15 protein-coding genes are annotated in these 15,480 nt (G+C 57.6%); 10 read left to right on the top strand and 5 right to left on the bottom strand.

Annotation, left to right across the window (positions count from 1 at the left end):
- The first annotated feature begins 79 nt into the window (after window positions 1-79).
- Window positions 80-865, top strand: a complete 786-nt coding sequence (gene ygiD / locus OXR04_RS11685) for a 4,5-DOPA dioxygenase extradiol (RefSeq protein ID WP_140924923.1) — start codon at window positions 80-82, stop codon at window positions 863-865.
- A 51-nt stretch (window positions 866-916) separates the two neighbouring features.
- Here the strand turns inward: ygiD and OXR04_RS11680 are convergent, their stop codons facing one another.
- The 3 genes from OXR04_RS11680 to tolC form a co-directional block, all read right to left on the bottom strand.
- Window positions 917-2,077: a glutathionylspermidine synthase family protein gene (locus tag OXR04_RS11680; protein WP_046102560.1), complete on the bottom strand. Its 1,161-nt coding sequence runs from the start codon at window positions 2,075-2,077 to the stop codon at window positions 917-919.
- Window positions 2,078-2,083: 6 nt separating this feature from the next.
- Window positions 2,084-2,755 carry a DUF1190 family protein gene (locus OXR04_RS11675; protein WP_111208167.1) on the bottom strand — a complete coding sequence of 224 codons (672 nt, stop codon included), beginning with the start codon at window positions 2,753-2,755 and terminating at the stop codon, window positions 2,084-2,086.
- A gap of 144 nt (window positions 2,756-2,899) precedes the next feature.
- On the bottom strand, window positions 2,900-4,369 hold the full coding sequence (gene tolC / locus OXR04_RS11670; protein WP_058956432.1) for an outer membrane channel protein TolC: 1,470 nt from the start codon (window positions 4,367-4,369) through the stop codon (window positions 2,900-2,902).
- Between the two features lie 211 nt (window positions 4,370-4,580).
- Between tolC and nudF the strand changes: the two genes are divergently transcribed.
- The 6 genes from nudF (at window position 4,581) to OXR04_RS11640 (ending at window position 10,035) form a co-directional block, all read left to right on the top strand.
- A complete protein-coding gene (gene nudF / locus OXR04_RS11665; RefSeq protein ID WP_009087285.1) occupies window positions 4,581-5,216 on the top strand; it encodes an ADP-ribose diphosphatase in 636 nt (211 codons plus the stop codon).
- On the top strand, window positions 5,213-5,638 hold the full coding sequence (locus OXR04_RS11660) for a DUF1249 family protein (protein WP_009087284.1): 426 nt from the start codon (window positions 5,213-5,215) through the stop codon (window positions 5,636-5,638). The genes nudF and OXR04_RS11660 overlap by 4 nt, the downstream gene beginning before the upstream one ends.
- 42 nt (window positions 5,639-5,680) lie before the next feature.
- Window positions 5,681-6,508, top strand: coding sequence for a 3',5'-cyclic-AMP phosphodiesterase (gene cpdA / locus OXR04_RS11655; protein ID WP_009087282.1), 828 nt, complete (start codon window positions 5,681-5,683; stop codon window positions 6,506-6,508).
- Between the two features lie 3 nt (window positions 6,509-6,511).
- Entirely contained in the window at window positions 6,512-7,093 is a 582-nt protein-coding gene (gene yqiA, locus OXR04_RS11650; RefSeq protein WP_267369974.1) for an esterase YqiA, read from the top strand.
- 48 nt (window positions 7,094-7,141) lie between these two features.
- Window positions 7,142-9,037, top strand: coding sequence for a DNA topoisomerase IV subunit B (gene parE, locus OXR04_RS11645; RefSeq protein ID WP_009087278.1), 1,896 nt, complete (start codon window positions 7,142-7,144; stop codon window positions 9,035-9,037).
- 98 nt (window positions 9,038-9,135) lie between these two features.
- Window positions 9,136-10,035 carry a LysR substrate-binding domain-containing protein gene (locus OXR04_RS11640; protein WP_267369975.1) on the top strand — a complete coding sequence of 300 codons (900 nt, stop codon included), beginning with the start codon at window positions 9,136-9,138 and terminating at the stop codon, window positions 10,033-10,035.
- A 293-nt stretch (window positions 10,036-10,328) separates the two neighbouring features.
- Here the strand turns inward: OXR04_RS11640 and OXR04_RS11635 are convergent, their stop codons facing one another.
- Window positions 10,329-10,637 carry a putative quinol monooxygenase gene (locus tag OXR04_RS11635; protein ID WP_009087274.1) on the bottom strand — a complete coding sequence of 103 codons (309 nt, stop codon included), beginning with the start codon at window positions 10,635-10,637 and terminating at the stop codon, window positions 10,329-10,331.
- Between the two features lie 48 nt (window positions 10,638-10,685).
- Window positions 10,686-11,267, bottom strand: a complete 582-nt coding sequence (locus OXR04_RS11630; RefSeq protein ID WP_267369977.1) for an NAD(P)H-dependent oxidoreductase — start codon at window positions 11,265-11,267, stop codon at window positions 10,686-10,688.
- A gap of 157 nt (window positions 11,268-11,424) precedes the next feature.
- Between OXR04_RS11630 and OXR04_RS11625 the strand changes: the two genes are divergently transcribed.
- From OXR04_RS11625 to OXR04_RS11615, 3 genes are all read left to right on the top strand, one after another.
- Window positions 11,425-12,189 carry a transporter substrate-binding domain-containing protein gene (locus OXR04_RS11625; RefSeq protein ID WP_140029535.1) on the top strand — a complete coding sequence of 255 codons (765 nt, stop codon included), beginning with the start codon at window positions 11,425-11,427 and terminating at the stop codon, window positions 12,187-12,189.
- A 193-nt stretch (window positions 12,190-12,382) separates the two neighbouring features.
- Complete coding sequence (gene parC / locus OXR04_RS11620) at window positions 12,383-14,656, top strand: DNA topoisomerase IV subunit A (RefSeq protein WP_154929159.1); 2,274 nt, start codon at window positions 12,383-12,385, stop codon at window positions 14,654-14,656.
- A 45-nt stretch (window positions 14,657-14,701) separates the two neighbouring features.
- Window positions 14,702-15,439 carry a 1-acylglycerol-3-phosphate O-acyltransferase gene (locus OXR04_RS11615; protein ID WP_046102557.1) on the top strand — a complete coding sequence of 246 codons (738 nt, stop codon included), beginning with the start codon at window positions 14,702-14,704 and terminating at the stop codon, window positions 15,437-15,439.
- Window positions 15,440-15,480: the final 41 nt, after the last annotated feature.

Here is a 15,480-nt window from a genome sequence, read left to right as displayed (position 1 = left end):
ATCACGCTTATCAGCGTGCTAACGTCGGGAATGCGCGTATCGTAGTGGCTATCACCTAACCGATCCCGGGGGATCACGAATGAGCCAGTTACGCATGCCGGCGCTGTTTTTGGGCCACGGCAACCCAATGAATGCCCTTGAAGAGAACCGTTATACGGCCGCCTGGCGCCATGCAGGTGAGACTCTGCCACGCCCGCGGGCGATTGTGGCGGTCTCTGCGCACTGGTATACGCGCGGTACGGCGGTAACGGCGATGTCCTCTCCCAGAACCATTCATGATTTTGGCGGCTTTCCGCAGGCGCTGTTTGACACCCGCTATCCCGCACCGGGCTCGCCTGAGCTGGCGCAGCAGCTGGTGGAGCAGCTGGCGCCGGTGGCGGTAACGCTGGATCATGAATGGGGGTTTGATCACGGTTCCTGGGGCGTGCTGATTAAGATGTACCCGCAGGCCGATATTCCGGTGGTGCAGCTCAGCATCGACGGCACAAAACCTGCTGCATTTCACTTTGAGATGGGGCAGAAACTGGCCGCGCTGCGCGATCAGGGTGTGATGATCGTCGCCAGTGGTAACGTGGTGCATAACCTGCGTAAGGTGCGCTGGGGAGGCGGAGACGAGGTCTATCCCTGGGCCAGCCGCTTTGAGCAGTTTGTCCGCGATAACCTTGAGGTGCAGAGCGATGCCGCTTCCCATCCGCTGGTGAACTTTATGACGCATCCTGATGCGGCGCTGGCGAACCCGACGCCTGAGCACTATCTGCCGCTGCTCTATGTGCTGGGTGCGCGTCAGCCAGATGACGCCATCACCCTTCCGGTTGAGGGGATGGAGATGGGTGCCATCAGCATGTTGTCGGTTCAGGCAGGTTAGGGCTGCTGAGAAAAAACAGGCCAGAGGCTGGCCTGTTCTTGTCGCGCTGTGTTAACCGATAAACGCGTGCGGATAGAAACGTGAAAGATCCTGAGTGATCAGCTCGCGATCTTCACGCAGGCCGATACCGGCGGGTTGATCGTCAATCAGCCAGCTGCCGATCAGCGTGTAGCTGTCACCAAACTTAGGCAGCGGATGAAACTGCTGGACGATCATTCCCTCTTCACCGTAAGGCCCGTCGACGCGGGCGATCTCCTGACCCTTCTCGATGATGCGGATGTTCGCGCCCTCGCGGGAAAACAGCGGCTTAACCACATACTTTTCCATCGGCGGGACATCATCTTCCGCGAACCAGGCGGGCAGCAGATTAGGGTGATTCGGGAACATCTCCCAGAGCATCGGCAGCAGGGCTTTGTTCGACAGAATGCTCTTCCAGGCCGGTTCGAGCCAGCGCACGCCAGCATCAGCCAGCTTGGTGGAGAACATCTCACGCAGCATGAATTCCCACGGATAGAGCTTAAACAGGTTGCTGATCACCTGATCCTGGGCATCGGTAAACTCGCCTTTTTCTCCCAGGCCAATTTCATCAATGTAGAGAAATTCAACCGGCAGACCCGCTTCGGTCGCGCAGTCCTGAAGATACTGCACCGTGCCGCGATCTTCTTCGGTGTCACGGCAGCAGGCGAAATGCAGCAGGTTAAACCCATGCTGCTGATGCAGGGTGGCAAAGCGCTCGATCAGTTTTTCCTGCAGGCTGTTGAACTGATCGCTGCCAGCCGGGAGCTGTCCGGCATTAAGCTGGTCTTCCAGCCAGAGCCACTGGAAAAAGGCCGCTTCATACAGCGAAGTCGGCGTATCGGCATTGTTCTCCAGCAGCTTGATGTCGCCTTTGCCATCCCAGGCGAGATCGAGGCGCGAATAGAGCGAGGGCTGACGCTGACGCCACGAATCCCGCACAAAATCCCAGGTGTGCCGGGGAATGCGGAAGCGGGTCAGCAGGGCTTCACTGTTGACCACTTTTTCCACCACCTGCAGACACATCTGGTGCAGCTCAGCCGTCACCTCTTCCAGATGATCGATTTGCGCCAGCGTGAACTGGTAGTACGCCTCTTCGCACCAGTAGGGCTCGCCATGCATGGTGTGAAAACGGAAACCGAACTCGGTGGCTTTTTCGCGCCAGCCCGGACGTTCTGAAATGGCAATGCGTTCCATCGGGGATTAGCCTCCCATTGAGCGGCTGGAGGTACCGCTGGCGCTGCTGCGCTGCATGCTGTTCTGCTTCGCCACGGTTTCACCGAAGCCACCACGGGTAATGGTGGAGGTCGTCGCAGGTTTAGGAGCCAGCGCCGTTTTCGGCACGTTCATGGTTTTGCCGGAGGTCGCGGCACCATAATTACGGCCGGAAGCATCCACAAACTGGCCATTTGCCGGACTGCGCGGGTTTTTCGACGAGAAGAGTGGCTGCTGTGCGAAGCCTGCGCCACCGCCCATCATGCGACCCATCATGTAACCGGCCATCAGCGGCATCCAGAAACTGCCGCCATTCTGCTGGGCTTCAGCATTGGTGGTGCCGGCGCCCGCCTGAGCCGGGGTCTGCTGACACTGGTTCTCACCAAATTCAGCGACACAATCTTCACGTGTGGCATATTTTGGCGCGGTGCGCTCCGCCTCTTTTTTGGCTTCATTGAAGGCGGTGGTACATTGCGCACTCTGACCCGGATTGGCTTTAGAACAGTCATCGGCGTTCTGATACATCGAAACCGTTTCATCGTTCTGCTCGCAGCCTGCCAGCATAAATACCGCTGAAACCGCGATAGCAACAGGCGTTAAATGGCGCGCCTGCCAGCTCTTACGAAAAGCGGCATAGCGAATAGATTTTGTGCGTTTCATTATGATTATCCTGTGCCCAAAGGTAGCGCATAGAATAGGGGATGGGGGGGTAAAATTGAAGCTGAAGGCCTGATGCCGCAGGGATCTTTACTTAGTTATACGTTCAACAGAGAGACGGGCCGCAAAGCAGCCCGTCAGTGCTGATTAGTTACCGAAAGGGTTACCGCTTTTCTGGCGGGCAGCGGCAGGACGCGCAGCCTCTGCTGAGCCCGTCGCGACCGGACCGTTGTCCACGCGCGCGGTCTGCTGCGCGTTTTCCGGTGCCACGGTTTCCGGAGAGGTCGGGATCTCTTTACCCAGCTGGCTGTTCAGTTTCTGCAGGCTCTGCTCGTTGAGCGTGCCCAGCGCATAGCTGATGTTCAGCTGGTTAATCAGGTAGCTGTAGCGCGCATCAGAAAGCTGCTGCTTGGCATTGTAGAGTACGGTGGTCGCATCCAGCACGTCGACGATAGTACGTGTACCCACCTGATAACCGGCTTCTGACGCATCGAGTGAACTCTGCGCAGAGACAACGGCCTGTTTATAGGCGTTGATGCTGCTGATCGAGGCGTTCACGTTGTTGAACGATGAGCGCACGGTCTGCACCGCAGTGCGGTGAGCGCTTTCCAGCTGTTCGCTGGCGCTGACGAAACCGTACTGCGCCTGTTTCACCTGAGAGGTCACGCCGCCGCCGCTGTAAAGCGGCAGGGAGAAGCTCAGACCCACCTGGTTTGAACCGGTGATGGAGTCGGTAGAGCCTGCGCTCTGGTTAGCACGGCTGCCGCCATATTTGCTGTTCGACATGCCGGTAGAGGCGGTCAGATCCAGCGTCGGCATATGACCGGTTTCTGCGGAGCGGATCTGCTCACGGGCCAGATCCTGGTTCAGACGTGCAGAGAGCAGCGACAGGTTACGGCTTTCCGCCTGCTTCAGTAGCGCGCTGACCGCTTCCGGCTTATCGGTTCTGAAACGGTCGATGTTCAGCGACGCCAGCGACAGGTAGTCCATGCCGGTGATCTGACGCAGCGTCTCTACGTTGTTATCCAGATTGTTTCGCGCAGTGACTTCGTTAGCCAGTACGCTGTCATACTGCGCGCGGGCGTTCTGAACGTCAGTGATGGCCACCAGGCCGACGTTAAAGCGCTGAGTCGTCTGGTCCAGCTCACGATAGATGGACTGTTTCTGCGCTTCGGTGTAAGAAAGCGTATCAATCGCTTTCAGCACATTGAAGTAGGCGGTGGCGGTGTTCAGAATCAGATCCTGCTGCGCAACCTGATAGGTCACATCCTGAATACCGGCCGCTTTTTCCTGCAGGGTCAGCGCGCGCCATTTCGACATGTCGAAAATGGTCTGGGTTAATTGCAGCGAGCCACTGGTCGTGTTGGAATGGAGTCCGCTGTTATCACGATAACCGCTGTTGTAGGTGTAATCTGCACCCAGGCCGAGCTGTGGTAATAATGGGCTACGCGCTTCGTTGATTTTCTCAAAAGCAGAATCGCGATCGGCTGCGGCGCTGCGCAGATCCGGGTTGCTCAGACGTGCCTGCTGGTAAACCTGCAGCAGATCTTCGGCCTGGCCGGTAAAGCTGAAACCGCCCAGGCTCAGCCCAATAAAAAATGGGAGCAGTTTTTTCATTTGCATTCCTTTTGTTGCAGCAAATTGCAGTGCGTGCGCTGCCGGGTAAGCCAAAAATTATCGCCGATTCTAGCAGAGGGCAACTGTGAGATAAGTTGGCTGAACGTGCCTTCTCCCTCTAATTTACGTAAATAATTCAGAAAGAACACCCTACATGGAGCACGGTCAGAGGCTTTTTTCGCTCCACCCAATCTGCATAAGGAACCTGATGATGCCGGAAGAAAAAAAATCCCCCGTGACTTTCACAAAAAACGATGTAGAAATTATTACACGCGAAACCGTCTATGATGGTTTTTTTTCCGTTGTACGTTACCGCTTCCGCCACCGCCAGTTTAATGGCGAAATGAGCGGCGAAGTGCAGCGCGAAGTTTTTGAGCGCGGACATGCCGCCGTGCTGCTACCTTATGATCCCTTACGCGATGAAGTGGTGCTGATTGAACAGATCCGCATCCCGGCTTATGACAGCAGTGCCTCGCCCTGGCTGCTGGAGATGGTCGCCGGCATTATCGAGCCGGGGGAGTCTGTTGAGCAGGTCGTGCGTCGTGAAGCCGTGGAAGAAGCAGGATTAGAGGTCGGCCGGATTAAGCCTATGCTGAGCTATCTGGCCAGCCCTGGCGGCACCAGCGAACGACTGTCGGTGCTGATCGGGGAAGTGGATGCCAGCCTGGCAGAGGGATGCCATGGTCTGGAGGAAGAGAATGAGGATATTCTTGTCCATGTGGTGAGCCGCGAACAGGCTTATCGCTGGGTGGAAGAGGGGATTATCGATAATGCGGCGTCTGTCATCGCCCTGCAATGGCTGGCGTTGCACCATGAAAAACTACGTGAAGAGTGGATACAAAAATGAAACAGCGCTATACCCCTGATTTCCCCGAAATGATGCGGCTCTGCGAAACCAATTTCGCCCAGTTACGCCGCCTGCTGCCGCGCAGCGATGAGGCGGGTGCATCGGTGATCTATCAGGTGAGTGGCGCCCGTTATCAGCTGACCATCCAGGAGTCGACCCGCTACACCACGCTGGTGGAGATTCGCCAGGTCGCGCCTGCCGTGAGTTACTGGAGCCTGCCTTCGATGTCGGTACGGCTCTATCACGATGCGATGGTCGCTGAAGTGTGTTCAACTCAACAGATCTATCGCTTTAAAGCGCGCTATGATTATCCTAATAAAAAATTGCATCAGCGCGATGAAAAACATCAGATAAACCAGTTTCTCGCAGACTGGCTGCGCTACTGCCTGGCACATGGCGCAATGGCAGTTCCGGTCTGCTGATGCGTATAATGCAGTAAATGGCGTGGAGACGAAGGAAACGCTTTGGATAGCCTGCTAACTCTTCCTGTGGCGAACGGTTCCGAAATCAGGATTTTACAAATCACGGACACCCACCTGTTCGCTGGAAAACATGAGTCGCTACTTGGGGTGAATACCTGGTCGAGCTATGAAGCGGTCGTGGAGGCAATTACTGCGCAGCAGCGCGACTACGACCTGATCATTGCCACCGGCGATCTGGCTCAGGACCACTCAGTGGAGGCCTATCAGCATTTTGCTGAGGGTATCTCACGTTTGCCCCGCCCCTGCGTCTGGCTGCCGGGAAATCACGATTTCCAGCCTGCGATGGTCGATACGCTGGCAGCCGCCCACATCAATGCCCACAAGCAGGTGCTGCTGGGCGATCAGTGGCAGATCGTTCTGCTCGACAGCCAGGTGCCCGGTGTGCCGCACGGCATGCTGAGCGACTACCAGCTGGAGTGGCTCGATAACGCGCTGGCCCGCTTTCCACAACGACATACGCTGGTGCTGTTGCATCACCATCCGCTGGCCTCAGGCTGCACCTGGCTCGACCAGCACAGCCTGCGCAATTCCCATCAGCTTGACGCGGTGCTACAGCGCTATCCGCTGGCCCGGACGCTGGTATGTGGTCACATTCATCAGGAGCTGGATCTGCTGTGGCATGGCCGCCGGGTGCTGGCGACGCCATCGACCTGCGTGCAGTTCAAACCCCACTGCACCAGCTTTGCGATTGATACCGTCGCGCCAGGCTGGCGCTGGTTTACCCTGCATCCGGATGGCGGCGTAGAGACCGAGGTTAACCGGCTCGACACCGACGCTTTTCGTCCCGATTTAGACTCAGAAGGATACTGACGCGTGGCGGCACTGCTCTATCTGCACGGTTTTAACAGCTCGCCGCAGTCGGCGAAGGCGACGCAGTTCCGGCAATGGTTAGAGACGCATCATCCGTCGATTAAGATGATTGTGCCGCAGCTGCCAACCTTTCCGGCGGACGCAGCCGCTCTGCTGGAAGAGCTGGTCCTGAGCCACAGCGGTGAACCCTTGGGGCTGGTCGGCTCGTCGCTGGGGGGCTATTACGCCACCTGGCTGTCACAATGCTTTATGCTGCCGGCGGTTGTCGTCAACCCTGCGGTACGCCCCTTTGAGCTGCTGGCCGATTTCCTCGGCGACAATCAGAATCCCTACACCGGCCAGCAATATGTGTTAGAGTCACGCCACATTTACGATCTGAAAGTGATGCAGATCGAACCGCTGGAAGCGCCCGATTTACTCTGGCTGCTACAACAAACCGGCGATGAAGTTCTCGATTACCGTCAGGCGCTCGACTACTACAGCGCGTGTCGCCACACGGTAGAAGAGGGCGGAAATCATGCATTTACTGGATTCGAGCGCCATTTCCCGCAGATTCTGGACTTTCTTGGTCTGAATCACACCTGAGTAACGCGGAAATCGCACCCCATTTCACCCATCTGACAGACATTTACGATGAGTCAATCAAATTATAACGCGGATGCCATTGAGGTCCTGACTGGCCTTGAGCCTGTTCGCCGTCGCCCGGGGATGTACACCGATACGACGCGGCCCAACCATTTGGGTCAGGAAGTGATTGATAACAGCGTCGATGAGGCGCTGGGCGGCCACGCGAAGCGGGTTGAAGTGATTCTGCACGCCGATCAGTCGCTGGAAGTCATTGATGACGGGCGCGGCATGCCGGTGGATATTCACCCGGAAGAGGGCGTGCCAGCCGTCGAGCTGATCCTCTGCCGCCTGCATGCGGGCGGCAAGTTTTCCAACAAGAACTACCAGTTTTCGGGCGGCCTGCACGGCGTCGGGATCTCGGTCGTTAACGCCCTCTCTAAACGTGTCGAAGTCACGGTGCGCCGTAATGGCGAGATCTATGACATGGCGTTTGAGAATGGCGACAAAGTTCAGGATCTGACCGTGACCGGCACGGTGGCAAAACGCAACACCGGTACGCGCGTCCACTTCTGGCCCGATGAGAGCTTCTTCGACAGCCCGCGTTTCTCGGTTTCGCGCCTTTCACATCTGCTGAAAGCCAAAGCGGTGCTCTGTCCGGGCGTTGAGATAATTTTTAAAGACAAGCTCAACAACACCGAACAGCGCTGGTGCTATGAAGATGGCCTGACCGACTATCTGTGTGAAGCCGTGAACGGCCTGCCTACGCTGCCTGAAAAACCGTTTGTCGGCAGTTTTGCCGGTGATGTGGAGGCGGTGGACTGGGCGCTGTTGTGGCTGCCGGAAGGCGGTGAGCTGTTAACGGAGAGCTACGTCAACCTGATCCCGACCATGCAGGGGGGAACCCATGTTAACGGTCTGCGTCAGGGGCTGCTGGATGCGATGCGTGAGTTCTGCGAATACCGCAATATCCTGCCGCGTGGCGTGAAGCTCTCTGCGGAAGATATCTGGGATCGCTGCGCCTATGTGCTGTCGGTGAAGATGCAGGATCCGCAGTTTGCCGGTCAGACCAAAGAGCGCCTGTCATCACGTCAGTGTGCTGCCTTTGTGTCGGGCGTGGTGAAAGATGCCTTCAGTCTGTGGCTCAACCAGAACATCCAGACGGCAGAACTGCTGGCTGAACTGGCGATCTCCAGCGCCCAGCGGCGTATGCGGGCCGCCAAAAAGGTGGTGCGCAAGAAACTCACCAGCGGGCCGGCGCTGCCGGGCAAGCTGGCGGACTGCACCGCCCAGGATCTGAATAAGACAGAACTGTTCCTGGTCGAAGGGGACTCGGCAGGCGGATCGGCCAAGCAGGCCCGCGATCGTGAATATCAGGCGATCATGCCGCTGAAAGGCAAGATCCTGAACACCTGGGAAGTCTCGTCCGATGAGGTGCTGGCGTCGCAGGAAGTGCATGACATCTCGGTGGCGATCGGTATCGATCCCGACAGCGAAGATCTTTCTCAGCTGCGTTACGGCAAGATCTGCATCCTGGCGGATGCGGACTCGGATGGGTTGCACATCGCCACGCTGCTCTGTGCGCTGTTCGTGAAGCATTTCCGTTCCCTGGTCAAAGGCGGGCACGTCTACGTCGCCATGCCGCCGCTTTACCGTATCGACCTCGGCAAAGAGGTCTACTACGCGCTGGACGAAGATGAGAAAGAGGGCGTGCTGGAGCAGCTGAAACGCAAAAAGGGTAAACCTAACGTACAGCGCTTTAAAGGGCTGGGTGAGATGAACCCGCTGCAGCTGCGTGAAACCACGCTCGATCCCAATACCCGCCGTCTGGTGCAGCTGACCATCAGCGACGAGGATGCGGATCAGACCCTGCGCATGATGGATATGCTGCTGGCGAAAAAACGTTCCGAAGACCGGCGCAACTGGTTGCAGGAAAAAGGCGATATGGCCGACATCGAAGTGTAAAAAGCAGGACGCGAAAGCGTCCTGTTCTTTTATGCCCGACGCATCACCCGTGAACGGTGGCCGGAAAGCCAGTCCACTCAGCAGAGACAGTAACCCTTGTGAAAATTACCCTAGAAGAGCTACGCGCCTGGGTGGCGGTGGTGGACAGCGGCTCGATTACGGCGGCGGCCTCTCAGCTGGCGCAGACCAGTTCCGGTATCAGTCGGGCACTGTCGCGGCTGGAGAGTAAACTGCAGACCACGCTGCTGCATCGCACCACCCGACGGCTGGCACTGACCGAAGAGGGGCAGGTCTTTCTGGAGCATGCGCGCCAGATTCTGGCCTCGGTTGAACAGGCTGAAGAGCAGATTGCCCTGCGGCGTGAAATGCCGTCAGGAAGGCTGCGGGTCAACGCAGCGACGCCCTTTATGCTGCATGTGATCGTGCCGCTGGTGGAGGATTTCCGCGCCCGCTATCCGCTGATCCAGCTTGAGCTGAATACCGACGATATTCTGATCGATCTGCTGGAGCAGCAGACCGACGTGGCCATTCGCATTGGTGAACTGCGCGACTCCACGCTGCGCGCCCGAATGCTGGGCAGCAGCGCGATCCGGCTGATGGCCAGTCCGGCTTATCTGGCGAAGGCGGGCACACCGCAAAGCGTTGCCGATCTGGCGCAGCATCAGACCATTGGCTTCAGTCATCCTGAGATCCATAACCTCTGGCCGGTCTGGCAGGCGGAAGGGGAGTTTATGCGGGTTAAGCCGACGATCGCGGCTTCCAGCGGAGAGACCATCCGGCAGCTGGCGCTGGCAGGACAGGGAATTGCGCGCCTTTCCGACTTTGTCAGTCGGGAAGATTGCGCCGCCGGGCGACTGGTGCCGGTGCTGGCAGCGGAAACCCGCGAGCTGCGGCTGCCGGTGCATGCGGTCTACTACCGAAACACCACGCTCTCTTCGCGCATTGGCTGCTTCCTGGATTTTCTCCGCAGCGAGATCGACCGTCGAAAGCTGCTCTGAGCTGTCTGTCAGAAAGAAAAAACCCCTGTCGCGGGACAGGGGTTCTGATGAGAAATCTGGCCGGATTTGCTGTGATACCGTGCCTGCACAGGGAACAGGGTCAGATCGGAAAGACGCAAAAGCCGCCATCCCTGGCACGCTCGGCCCGCGCCATCCCTGGCGCGGGACGCTTTCCTCTTCTGACCCTGTTCCCTGCGTGTTGCGCTAATCTGTTGCTGCCAGAGGCTCTCTGGTTTACGTAGTCTGCGGTCTTTACAACATCTGACGACCCGGAGCAGAAAGATCAGCAACAATCAGGCGCTGGGTTCCAGCACCAGAATCTTCACATCCACCACGTCATCTTTGATCAGCGCGCGATGGGCATCCATGTGCGGCATCTGCTGATGCTGCTCCAGATGGCGCAGCGTTTCCCACTGTTCCAGCATGAAAATAGAGTCGGGGGAGTTCTGCTTCCACGGCACCTGAGCCTGATGATCCAGCAGCGCGTCATACTGATGGCAGCCATCTTCTGCCAGCACCTGCGGGATCAGCTTGTTCACGGCATCAAGCACGGCCTGACGGCGTCCGGGTTTGACACAAATTTCTGCTACAACAGTTAACATTCGCGAATTCCTCTTTCGTGGGAAAAGTGTAAGTCTTCACCCTCTATCTTAGGCAAAAACCTGGCTAAGATGGTTCCGATAAGCGGCGATGTCGCGTGGCACGTCCGGGGCTTTAATCACGTCGTTGCAGATAAAGGTCGGCAGCGCTTCCATTCCCAGGAACTGATTCGCTTTGTGGAAGTGCAGATAGAGACCATCCACGCCAACGCCTTCAAAGAACTGCTCCGGATCGGTAAAGGCCTGCAGCGGCGCGTTCCAGGTCAGTGACAGCATATATTTTTTGCCCTGCAGCAGGCCGCCGGAACCATACTTTTTCGCAGCATCGGAGCGGGTACGACCATCGCTGGCGTAGAGCGAGCCGTGGCCTTCGGTGAAGACTTCGTCGATGTAACGCTTCACGGTCCAGGGCTCACCCATCCACCAGCCCGGCATCTGATAAATCACCACATCGCTCTCAACGTACTTCTGTACTTCATCCGCTACCACGTAGTCGTTGTCCGCGACGGTGACAGAAACCTCATGTCCCATGTCACGCAACTGACTGGCCGCCACATCGGTCAGGGTGTGGTTCAGTTCGCCTTTAGAGTGGGCAAAGGTTTTGCCACCATCGATAATTAAAATTTTGCTCATCAACTGTTTACCTCATTGTCTGAATATGGGGCTCAGCTTACGCGCGCTGCGGCCGCAGAAAAATGGGACGTTGATCACAAGACTTTTGCTATGACAGCAATAATCGGCCCGTCTATGGCACGATGAGTGGGCAAACTCATCATGAAAAAAAACACCAATGAAAAAAATCGTCTTCGCTTTGCTGCTGGCCAGCGGTGCTGTCCAGGCTCAATCTCATCTCGACACAATCCTCAGTTCTAAAGTCCTGAAGGTCTGTACCACCGGCGACTACAAGCCTTACAGCTTCCTGCGTCCCGATGGTCAGTATGAGGGCCTGGATATCACGATGGCTGACGCGCTGGCGACCTCGCTGAACGCTAAGGTGCAGTGGGTGCCGACCACCTGGAAAACCCTGATGCCCGACTTTCTGGCGAAGCAGTGTGATATCGCCGTCGGGGGCATTTCGGTCACCCTGAAACGCCAGCAGACCGCCTGGTTCGCCCAGCCGCTGGATGTTGATGGCAAAATCCCGCTGGTGCGCTGCGCCGATAAAACGCGCTTTCAGACGATTGAGCAGCTCAACCGTCCCGATGTGCGCCTGATTGAACCGGCAGGCGGCACCAACGAAGCCTTTGTTCACAGCCATCTGCCCAACGCATCACTGACGCTGTTCCACGATAACGTCACCATCTTTCAGCAGCTGGTGGACAACAAGGCGGATGTCATGATCACTGACGCCTCCGAAGCGCGCTATCAGCAGCAGCACTATCCGACGCTCTGTGCCCTGAATGCTGACAAGCCGCTGCAGTATGGTGAGAAGGCGTACATGATTCCGCGTGACGACATCAGTTGGAAGCTCTATGTCGATCAGTGGCTGCACCTCAGCACCGCGACCGGGGAATACCGTGATATTGCCCGCCAGTGGATGGGTGCCGCGCGCTGACCGGCTCCTGCCTGACGACGCGAGGCGTGCCGGTCGCTGACTGGCACGCCTCGGGCGGCTGAAATCGCGCGGGTGCACGGCGCGCAGACCCGCGCTTCCCCTGTGACTAACACCAGCGAATAAGGTACTATCCTCGCCAAACCACCGCCGGGTGTCCCGCCGTTGTGGGCCACGATGTGAGGATGAGAAATTAATGAGTGAACTGACTCAGGATGGTGCAGAGCGTCTTGCCCTGCATACGTTTACCGAGAACGCGTACTTAAACTATTCGATGTACGTCATCATGGACCGCGCCCTGCCTTATATTGGTGACGGGTTAAAGCCGGTCCAGCGCCGTATTGTCTACGCCATGTCCGAACTGGGACTGAACGCCAGCGCAAAATTTAAAAAATCGGCGCGTACTGTCGGTGACGTGCTGGGTAAATACCATCCGCACGGCGACAGCGCCTGCTATGAAGCGATGGTGCTGATGGCGCAGCCTTTCTCCTACCGCTATCCGCTGGTTGATGGCCAGGGAAACTGGGGGGCGCCGGACGATCCCAAGTCGTTTGCCGCGATGCGTTACACCGAATCGCGCCTGTCAAAATATGCTGAAGTGCTGCTGAGCGAGCTGGGGCAGGGAACGGTCGATTATCAGCCGAACTTCGACGGTACGCTGCAGGAGCCGAAGATGCTGCCGGCGCGCCTGCCGAACATTCTGCTCAACGGCACCACCGGTATTGCAGTCGGTATGGCGACCGACATCCCGCCGCACAACCTGCGCGAAGTGGCGCAGGCGGCGATTGCCCTGATCGACTCGCCAAAAACCACGCTGGAACAGCTGCTCGATATTGTTCAGGGGCCTGATTATCCGACCGAGGCGGAGATCATCACGCCGCGTGACGAAATCCGCAAAATCTATCAGTCCGGGCGTGGCTCCATCCGCCAGCGCGCGGTCTGGAAAAAGGAAGAGGGCGAGGTGGTCATCACCGCGCTGCCGCATCAGGTTTCAGGCGCGCGCGTGCTGGAGCAAATCGCGAACCAGATGCGCAATAAAAAGCTGCCGATGGTCGAGGATCTGCGTGATGAGTCGGATCATGAGAACCCGACCCGGCTGGTGATCGTGCCGCGATCTAACCGCGTCGATCTCGATCAGGTCATGAACCATCTGTTCGCCACCACCGATCTGGAAAAAAGCTACCGCGTTAACCTCAACATGATCGGGCTGGATAACCGTCCGGCGGTGAAAAACCTGCATGAGATCCTGACTGAATGGCTGGTGTTCCGTCGCGAAACGGTAAAACGCCGTCTTAACTACCGTCTGGATCGCGTGCTGCGTCGCCTGCATATCCTGGAAGGGTTGCTGGTGGCGTTCCTCAACATCGATGAGGTGATTGAAATCATCCGGACGGAGGATGAGCCGAAGCCGGTGCTGATGTCGCGTTTTGGCATCAGTGAAACTCAGGCCGAATCGATTCTCGAACTGAAGTTACGCCACCTGGCAAAACTGGAAGAGATGAAGATCCGTGGCGAGCAGGCGGATCTGGAAAAAGAGCGCGATCAGCTGCAGGCCACGCTGGCCTCAGAGCGCAAGATGAACACCCTGCTGAAGAAAGAGCTGCAGGCTGACAGCGCCAGCTACGGCGATGAGCGCCGTTCGCCGCTGCGTGAGCGTGAAGAAGCTAAAGCCCTGAGTGAAACCGAGCTGGTGCCGTCTGAGCCGGTCACCATTGTGCTGTCGCAGATGGGCTGGGTACGCAGTGCTAAAGGGCACGATATCGATCCGGCGGGCCTGAGCTACAAAGCGGGTGACAGCTACCTGGCTGCCGCACGCGGCAAGAGCAATCAGCCGGTGGCCTTTATCGACTCCACCGGTCGCAGCTACACCCTGGACCCGACGTCGCTGCCTTCTGCACGCGGACAGGGCGAGCCGCTGACCGGCAAGCTGACGCCGCCGCCGGGCGCAGTAGTTGAACAGGTGCTGATGGAAGCTGATGACCAGCGTCTGCTGATGGCCTCGGATGCGGGTTACGGCTTTATCTGCACCTTCAGCGACCTGGTGTCGCGCAACCGCGCCGGTAAAGCGCTGCTGACGCTGCCGGACAACGCCCGTGTGATGACGCCGATGGCCGTGCATCATGAAGATGACATGCTGCTGGCGATCACGCAGGCGGGACGGATGCTGATGTTCCCGGTCGGAGAGCTGCCGCAGATGTCGAAAGGCAAGGGCAACAAAATCATCTCCATTCCTTCTGCGGAAGCGGCCGCCGGTCAGGACAAACTGGCCTGGCTGATGATCCTGCCACCGGGCAGCGCGATTACGCTGCACGTCGGCAAGCGTAAAATGTTGTTGCGCAGTGAAGAGCTTCAGAAATTCCGCGCCGATCGCGGACGTCGCGGCACGCTGTTACCGCGCGGCCTGCAAAAAATTGATCGTGTTGAACTGGATGCGCCTGCGCGTCCGGCGAGCCCGGATAGCGAAGCGTAAACAACCCGGCTGACCCCGCGTCAGCCGTGGCTCAATGAGGGAACTATGCTACTGATTCTGCGTACCATTATTGTCATCATCTATTCGATTTTGATCTGTGTGTTTGGCTCTGTCTGGTGTCTTTTTTCACCGCGCGATCCGCGTCACGTCGCCACCTTTGGCCATCTGTTTGGCCGCTTATCGACGGTGTTTGGCCTGAAAGTCGAACTGCGTAAACCGGAAGGGGCGGAGAACTACGGGAATGCGATCTACATCGCGAACCACCAGAACAACTACGACATGGTCACCGCCGCCAAAATTGTGCAGCCCTCGACGGTCACGGTCGGTAAAAAGAGCCTGTTGTGGGTGCCGTTTTTTGGCCCGCTCTACTGGCTGACCGGCAACCTGCTGATTGACCGTGACGACCGTGCTAAAGCGCGTGGCACCATTGGTGAGCTGGTGGATCAGTTCAACCGCAAGCGCATCTCCATCTGGATGTTCCCGGAAGGCACGCGCAGTCGGGGCCGTGGCCTGCTGCCGTTTAAAACCGGGGCATTCCACGCTGCTGTCGCGGCGGGCGTGCCGATCATTCCGATTGTGGTCTCCAACACCCATGACAAGATCAACCTTAACCGCCTGAAAAATGGCCTGGTTATCGTTGAGATGCTGCCACCGGTTGACGTAAAGGCGTTCGAATCGGTTTCGGTGCGTAAGCTGGCTACTCACTGTCGCGAACTGATGGCCGCGAAGCTGGAAGAGCTGAACGCCGAAGTGGCCGAGCGCGAAAAAAACGGAAAAATCTGACCGGCGAGCCGTTCGCCGAACTATCCTGCATGGATGCCACA

Origin of the sequence: Pantoea sp. GM_Pan_3 (genome assembly GCF_026541045.1) — a bacterium.
Lineage (GTDB): Bacteria > Pseudomonadota > Gammaproteobacteria > Enterobacterales > Enterobacteriaceae > Pantoea > Pantoea anthophila.
The sequence above is the reverse complement of the archived record's forward strand: the minus strand, read 5'-3'. Positions and strand labels throughout refer to the sequence as shown.

Excerpts from the sequence above, each read along its gene's own strand:
- OXR04_RS11625 (WP_140029535.1), top strand. The coding sequence starts at position 11,425 with ATGAAAAAAATCGTCTTCGCTTTGCTGCTGGCCAGCGGTGCTGTCCAG.
- parC (WP_154929159.1), top strand. The coding sequence starts at position 12,383 with ATGAGTGAACTGACTCAGGATGGTGCAGAGCGTCTTGCCCTGCATACG.
- OXR04_RS11635 (WP_009087274.1), bottom strand. The coding sequence starts at position 10,637 with ATGTTAACTGTTGTAGCAGAAATTTGTGTCAAACCCGGACGCCGTCAG.
- OXR04_RS11615 (WP_046102557.1), top strand. The coding sequence starts at position 14,702 with ATGCTACTGATTCTGCGTACCATTATTGTCATCATCTATTCGATTTTG.
- OXR04_RS11660 (WP_009087284.1), top strand. The coding sequence starts at position 5,213 with ATGAAACAGCGCTATACCCCTGATTTCCCCGAAATGATGCGGCTCTGC.
- OXR04_RS11680 (WP_046102560.1), bottom strand. The coding sequence starts at position 2,077 with ATGGAACGCATTGCCATTTCAGAACGTCCGGGCTGGCGCGAAAAAGCC.
- tolC (WP_058956432.1), bottom strand. The coding sequence starts at position 4,369 with ATGAAAAAACTGCTCCCATTTTTTATTGGGCTGAGCCTGGGCGGTTTC.
- nudF (WP_009087285.1), top strand. The coding sequence starts at position 4,581 with ATGCCGGAAGAAAAAAAATCCCCCGTGACTTTCACAAAAAACGATGTA.
- OXR04_RS11675 (WP_111208167.1), bottom strand. The coding sequence starts at position 2,755 with ATGAAACGCACAAAATCTATTCGCTATGCCGCTTTTCGTAAGAGCTGG.
- parE (WP_009087278.1), top strand. The coding sequence starts at position 7,142 with ATGAGTCAATCAAATTATAACGCGGATGCCATTGAGGTCCTGACTGGC.
- OXR04_RS11630 (WP_267369977.1), bottom strand. The coding sequence starts at position 11,267 with ATGAGCAAAATTTTAATTATCGATGGTGGCAAAACCTTTGCCCACTCT.
- ygiD (WP_140924923.1), top strand. The coding sequence starts at position 80 with ATGAGCCAGTTACGCATGCCGGCGCTGTTTTTGGGCCACGGCAACCCA.